Annotated in this window: 5 protein-coding genes and 2 pseudogenes; 3 read left to right on the top strand and 4 right to left on the bottom strand. The window is 66.7% G+C overall.

Annotated features, from left to right (window positions below; translation table 11 throughout):
• Positions 1-238: 238 nt before the first annotated feature.
• Complete coding sequence (locus ACWCPM_RS34470; protein ID WP_450980206.1) at positions 239-1234, top strand: hypothetical protein; 996 nt, start codon at positions 239-241, stop codon at positions 1232-1234.
• A 99-nt stretch (positions 1235-1333) separates the two neighbouring features.
• On the opposite strand, the pseudogene ACWCPM_RS34465 reads toward ACWCPM_RS34470, so the two are convergent.
• Positions 1334-1781: pseudogene (locus tag ACWCPM_RS34465) on the bottom strand (ATP-binding protein); the annotation flags it as partial.
• On the bottom strand, positions 1778-2401 hold the full coding sequence (locus tag ACWCPM_RS34460; protein WP_450980205.1) for a hypothetical protein: 624 nt from the start codon (positions 2399-2401) through the stop codon (positions 1778-1780). The pseudogene ACWCPM_RS34465 and the gene ACWCPM_RS34460, both read right to left, overlap by 4 nt.
• 97 nt (positions 2402-2498) lie before the next feature.
• Between ACWCPM_RS34460 and ACWCPM_RS34455 the strand changes: the two genes are divergently transcribed.
• Positions 2499-3104: a TetR/AcrR family transcriptional regulator gene (locus ACWCPM_RS34455; protein WP_450980204.1), complete on the top strand. Its 606-nt coding sequence runs from the start codon at positions 2499-2501 to the stop codon at positions 3102-3104.
• Between the two features lie 110 nt (positions 3105-3214).
• A complete protein-coding gene (locus ACWCPM_RS34450) occupies positions 3215-4099 on the top strand; it encodes an endonuclease/exonuclease/phosphatase family protein (protein WP_450980203.1) in 885 nt (294 codons plus the stop codon).
• Positions 4100-4357: 258 nt separating this feature from the next.
• Here ACWCPM_RS34450 and ACWCPM_RS34445 read toward each other — a convergent pair.
• Together ACWCPM_RS34445 and ACWCPM_RS34440 are read right to left on the bottom strand one after the other, a co-directional pair.
• Positions 4358-4561: pseudogene (locus ACWCPM_RS34445) on the bottom strand (integrase core domain-containing protein); the annotation flags it as partial.
• A 233-nt stretch (positions 4562-4794) separates the two neighbouring features.
• On the bottom strand, positions 4795-5493 hold the full coding sequence (locus tag ACWCPM_RS34440; RefSeq protein WP_450980207.1) for a VWA domain-containing protein: 699 nt from the start codon (positions 5491-5493) through the stop codon (positions 4795-4797).
• Positions 5494-5768 lie beyond the last annotated feature (275 nt).

The following is a 5768-nucleotide window of genomic DNA, read 5'->3' as shown; positions in this document are numbered from 1 at the left end:
CATCTCGAAGCGTGGAGAACGGCCGCCTCCGCTGTCCCGGAAAGAACCGCAGATCAGCAGGTCGGGTGACGTGCGAAGTTAAACGTCAAGCTAAGCTTGGTGTTTGACCTCGGCCGTTCACCTGACCCGCTGATCTTGGTTCGTTGCCGGGACAGAAGGGCGGCCGTCCTTCGGGCTTCGTGGTGTTGAGTAACGTCGCGTGAGTTCAGGTGCTGTCGGTGGACAGGAAGGCCAAGCCGTGGACGATGACTTTTGGGCCGGCTGGCCGGAACGATGGACTGGCACGGACTGCGACGTGCGGACGGCCGTGGGCGCGATCCCGCGGGAGGCCAAGGACAGGTTCAGGTATGACGAGGTCCCTTGGCAGCGGTTCCGGCACTTCTACGGCCCGGGCGAGGAGATCCCCGGCCTGCTCGCCACGCTCGCGTCCGGGGACGCCAAAGCTGCAGACAGGGCCTTGCAGCAGCTTTGGACGAATCTTCATCACCAGGGCGGCACGATCGCGGTGGGAGCACTGGCGGTGCCGTTTCTGCTCCGGATCGCGGCGGCCGGGCGCCCCGAACTCCGTGCCCAGACCCTTCGCTTGATCGCCGAGATCGGCCGGTGTCAGCACATGGGGGACGGATCAAGGGAAGGCATGCTCCAGGTCGCCGAGGAACCGTTGATGATCGAGGGCAGCACGATGTGCCCGGTGGACTGGACGATCCAGGCCGCCCGTCAAGCCGTCACGGATGACCTGCACCTTCTGCTCCCGCTTCACTCCGACCCCGACCCCGAGGTCCGCTCCTTGACCGCCTACGTCCTTGCGGGGGCGACCGGCGAGCTTTCACACGTCTCCTCTGCTCTGCAATCCAGGCTGGCGAAGGAAGACGATGCGGTAGTCCGGGTGAGCCTGATCCTGGCGATCGCCCAACTCGCCCGGGAACACCGAGATGGACACGCTCCCCAATGGGCCCAGGATCTGTGGTCGGATCCCGGACGACCGCCCGAGGTCCGCATCGGCGCCGGCCTGGCCTGGCTGTGCCTGGCTACCGGCCCCGCCCCGGACGAGCTCCGCGCCCTCCTCACCGACCCCAGCACCCGTCAATACGACGACCTGTTCCAGCCGGTGCCATGGCTCACCTGGGTCGACCACAATGGCGCCGGGCTGCGCCGTTGCATCGACGAAATGCTCACGGAGAACATCCCCGAAACGGTGCTTGACGATCCTCTGGGTGGAGCACCATCAAGCTGAACCATGCAGCGATCAGCCTGCCTTGGCGGGGGTTTCGGCCCGCGCCCGGGTGCTGGCCAGGCGGTAGGAGCCGGTGCCGGTCTCGATGATGGTGCCGTTGGTGGCGAGTGTGCAGCAGACCCGGTAACCCTGCCTTGCGGCCTCGGCGCCCAGGGCGATGAGCATGTGGGACTTGCCAGTACCGGAGTCGCCGATCAGGCAGAGCGGCTGCCTCTTCTTGATCCACTCGCAGCCGGCGAGAGTGTTGACCACTGCCAGGCCGATGTTGGGGTTGGCGTCGAAGTCGAAGATCCTCAGCGACTCGCCCCGGAGGAACCCGGCAGCCTTGATCCGCCGTTCCGAGCGGCGGCGAGGCCCTGTCGTCGCACTCGGTCATCAGCAGCTCGGCGAGGAAGGCCCGGTAGGTCGTCTGGTCCTTCGCGGCCCGGTCGGCGATCTCGGCGAACTCGTTGCGGATCGACGGCAGCCGCAGCAGTCGGCAGGCGGTGTCGATGGCCGTGGTCGCGGCCTGCTCGGTCAGGTTCCGCTGGCGGGGCAGGGTGGTCATGGCGCTTCTCCCTCTCGCAGGTCACCGCCGCCAGCGCGGCGGTGTCGGAGCAGCTGGTCGTAGTGGGTCACCGAGGTCAGCGGCCGGGTGTCCGGTGGAAGATGGCTGAGCTTCCACTCGTGCAGGAACGTCACGCTCGTCCCTCCCGGCCCAGCAGCGGGCCGCGGCACCGGGACCTCGGCGGCAGCGGGTTCGTCATCAGCCTGGGCGGCATTGCGGTCCTCCAGTGCCACCGCGTCCACGGTCAGGGCCCCGGCCCCCGAGTGCGGTGGCCAGGCCGGCGACGATGTGCTCGTGTGCGAGGTGGCGGCCCAGCGGCAGCACCTGCGGGCTTGGATGGAGGTCTGCTCATCCACGGAGATGACGTACTCGTCTGTCCCGAGCGGGACGCCGTCGAGGATGCGCGCGTACAGATTCAGGACCCGTTGAGCCGTGGCGCGGAAGTTCGGGGCGCGGATGAAGATCCAGGAGCGGTGTTGCCAGGGCTTGAGTGCGTCGCCCTTGAGCCAGCGGCGCACCGTGGAGGCAGAGATCGTCTCGGTGATGGCCTGGGTGACGGCCTCACGCGCGGGCTCGGGGCATGACGGGCGTGAGCGTAGGGTCCCGGATTCGGTGGGCAACTGGCATGCCGGCGCCTTGACTTCGGTGATCTACCTGAACCCTTTTCGCATACCATCGGTATGCGAAAGACGCTATTCGCGTACCATCGGTATGTCAATGAGGAGTGCGATGCGGCAGCACGGCATCCGAGCGCAGCAGCGGGAGCAGACCAGGCAGGCACTGTTGCAGGAGGGCAGGCGCCTGTTCTCGCGCAGCGGCTACGGCGCTGTGGGCCTGGCAGAGATCGTTCAGGCAGCCGGGGTGACCAAGGGCGCGCTCTACCACCACTTCACAGGCAAGGCGGACCTCTTTCGCGCCGTCCTGGAGGAGTTGCAGCAGGAAGTGGGCCGCCGTGTGGCTGCTGCCGCCGACGCCCACCAAGATCCCTGGGCCCAGCTGACCGCCGGCTGCCAGGAGTTCCTCACCGCGACCACTGATCCGGACTTCCAACGGGTCATGCTTGTCGACGGGCCTGCCGTGATGGGATGGCGTCAATGGCGGGCGATGGACGAGGCCGCCTCGGCCCGCCATCTCGCCGACGCGTTGTCCTCCGTCATCGACGCAGGGATCATCGCCCCGCAGCCGGTCGCACCGCTGGTCCACCTGTTGTCGGGGGCGATGAACGAGGCTGCCCTGTGGCTCGCGTCCTCCTCCGACCCCGAAGACCTGGACCACACCAGAGCCGCGCTGGGGCAACTGCTCCAGGCACTGCGCACCGGCTGACTTGATGACCACATCACAAGGCGCAATCACTCCGCTATGGACCCGCGAACACCACACGACCAGTCCTCAGGTCAACCCCGAGGAACTTCCGGAGCCGACCACTTAGCCTCATGGAGAGGACGTCGGATGCCGCGGGTGTCCGCTGTGAGGAGGCAAGGGTGTTCCCCAGACGCACGCGTCTACTCGTGCCCGCGTCGGTCGCGCTTTTCATCGCGCTCGCCGGCCCCAGTGCGCCCAGCGGCGTTCCCTTCGCCGGGCTCCCGTCCGGCGAGGCCCCCGCGGACGTCGTGCCGAACCGTGTCATGACGTGGAACATGTGCAACCCGTGCGAAGAGAGCAACGTCGACCGGGCGGCGGAGATCGCCACCTACGCGCCGCAGGTCATAGGTGTGCAGGAGGCGTGCGTGCGGGACGTCGAAAAGATCCGGGGTTATCTGGCCAGTCGTCATGGGCTGGTGTACCAGGTCGAGTATGGTCCCATGCTGCGCAACTGGAGCAGGTGCGGAGGGCTGCCGTGGAGCCCGGGGGCCTACGGGCAGGCGGTGCTGTCCAGGGCGTCCATGACCGACTCCGTCAACGTGGAGTACCCGAACGGCGGTTCCGAGGACCGCGGCTACATGGCGGTCACCACCACCCTGGGCGGCCGGTCCGTGCGGGTCTTCAACACCCACCTTGCCGAACGGCGGCAGGAGCCCGTCCGGGCGGCCCAGATCGGTGTACTCGCGGCGGAGGTCGCCCGGTACGGCCGCTCCATCGTCCTGGGCGACTTCAACTCAGTGCCGACCGCGCCCGAACTCGCCGGGATGTGGGACCTCGCCGCGGACGCGGACCCCCGGTGCCACCCCGCCCTGGACGGCGAGTGCGAGCCAACGACGGACTGGCAGAGCAGGTTCGACTACATCTTCCTGCGGGGCCTCGTCCCGCTCGACCAACGGGTGCGCCCGACCCGCTACTCGGACCACCACCTGGTGTACGCCGACGTCGATCCCGCTTAGGTGCTCATGCGAGGATGTGGCCGGCTTCCAGGAGGCGCGGGATGAGGACGGCCGGGTCGATCCAGGCGGCACCGCGTGTGGGCCACACCTAGTCGATGATCTATGTGGGCCTGGTCGTCGATGAGCACGTTGCACGGAGCGAGGTCGGTGTGCAGGAGCGTGGTCCCTGCGAAGAGCGCCGCGGTGCCAGGCAGGGCGTAGGCGGCCCAGCGTTGTTCTGAGCTTGTTCCGCTTTGGCGGACACCATCGGTGTGGTGGTCAGGCTGCGAGTGCGGTCTCGTATTCGGCGGGACTGAGGTAGCCGAGGCTGCCGTGCAGTGGGTGCAAGTTGTACCAGCCCTCGATGAAGTCGAAGATCGCGGTGCGGGCGGCAGCCCGGCTGGGCCAGGTCCTCGTGTCGAGCAACGCTCTTTTGATGGTGGCGAAGAACGACTCGGCGAGCGCGTTGTCCCAGCACTGACCGGTGCGGCCGACGGACAGGCGGACGCCGAACTTGGTTGCCAGGGTGGCAAATTGCTGACCGGTTGAATCCGCTCTGGCAGCAGCGATCCGAGTGAGAGATCACCCCGCCGGGCCGGGCGGCGCTGGTGGCAGGCGGACCGGAGAGCGTCCGCGACCAGCGAGCACTTCCTCGCGTTCGTCGGTATCGCCGTAACCCTGATCTGTTACTGCACGGTCACGGTGGAGAGCACTGCTCACCCCAGCGTCCGCCGGCGGGAGACTGTTACCCAGCGCGCATAGGGCTTGATCATCGCAAACTGCTGGAACGTGTCGAGCCCGGCCGATATGTCCATGTTCCATGAGCCGTTGTAATGCGCGTTCGTGATCTTCGGGCGCTCCCGGCGCACGTCGTCCAAGCGGTTCAGAACCGACGGATACATCTCGTCCAGTTGGGCGAAGAACTGCCAGAACAGCGGCGTGCCCGACGCCTGCTCCAACTGCCTGGCGACACGACTGTCCTCACCCTCCATCGACTCCACGTGGAAGAGCACAAGGACCGGCACACGGGAGGTCCCATACTCCTTCCGCAACACCTCCATCGCGCTGGCGACGCTGCCCCCTTTGAACAACCCGTACTCCCGCGTCGAACGGGCCAGCGGATTGCCGTTCTCTCTAGATCCGTCGAATACAGGGCTCCTCGCCAAGACTGCCCAGTCCGCGATCCACGTCTCGAGGGAGCCGCCCTGGATCACGGGGAGGCGGTGGCAGTTGGCCCCGTAGATCCAGACGTCCGGCAAGCTCGAATCCAAGGCATCTGCGATGCGTACGGCTCGACGCACCGTTCGCCGGATTCGCTCCCCCTCGAACGGATCCCGGTAGTGCCCGGACAACACCAAGACGACCTTGGACTGCCCTTTCCTCAGACCGCTAGCCCGAGCTGCCAAGCGCATCATTATCCCCACTCCCGGAGGCTAGCTCGTCAGCCAGCCTCACCAACAGCAAACCCGCCTACTTGCCTGCCCCAGTGACTGCCCTCAATCAGCAGCACGGCCAGACACACGTCAATGTGAACCGTTCCGGGTTCGGTGGGGACTCGATCATTTGAGAGGATCGAGTCATGGCACGCCCTTCCCCTTAGCTTGACGTTTAACTTCGCACGTCACCCGACCTGCTGATCTGCGGTTCTTTCCGGGACAGCGGAGGCGGCCGTTCTCCACGCTTCGAGATG

The organism is Streptomyces sp. NPDC002309 (genome assembly GCF_053593375.1).
Note: the sequence above shows the minus strand (reverse complement) of the source record. Positions and strands in the feature narration are given on the sequence as shown.

Excerpts from the sequence above, each read along its gene's own strand:
- ACWCPM_RS34450 (WP_450980203.1), top strand. The coding sequence starts at position 3,215 with ATGGAGAGGACGTCGGATGCCGCGGGTGTCCGCTGTGAGGAGGCAAGG.
- ACWCPM_RS34440 (WP_450980207.1), bottom strand. The coding sequence starts at position 5,493 with ATGATGCGCTTGGCAGCTCGGGCTAGCGGTCTGAGGAAAGGGCAGTCC.
- ACWCPM_RS34455 (WP_450980204.1), top strand. The coding sequence starts at position 2,499 with ATGAGGAGTGCGATGCGGCAGCACGGCATCCGAGCGCAGCAGCGGGAG.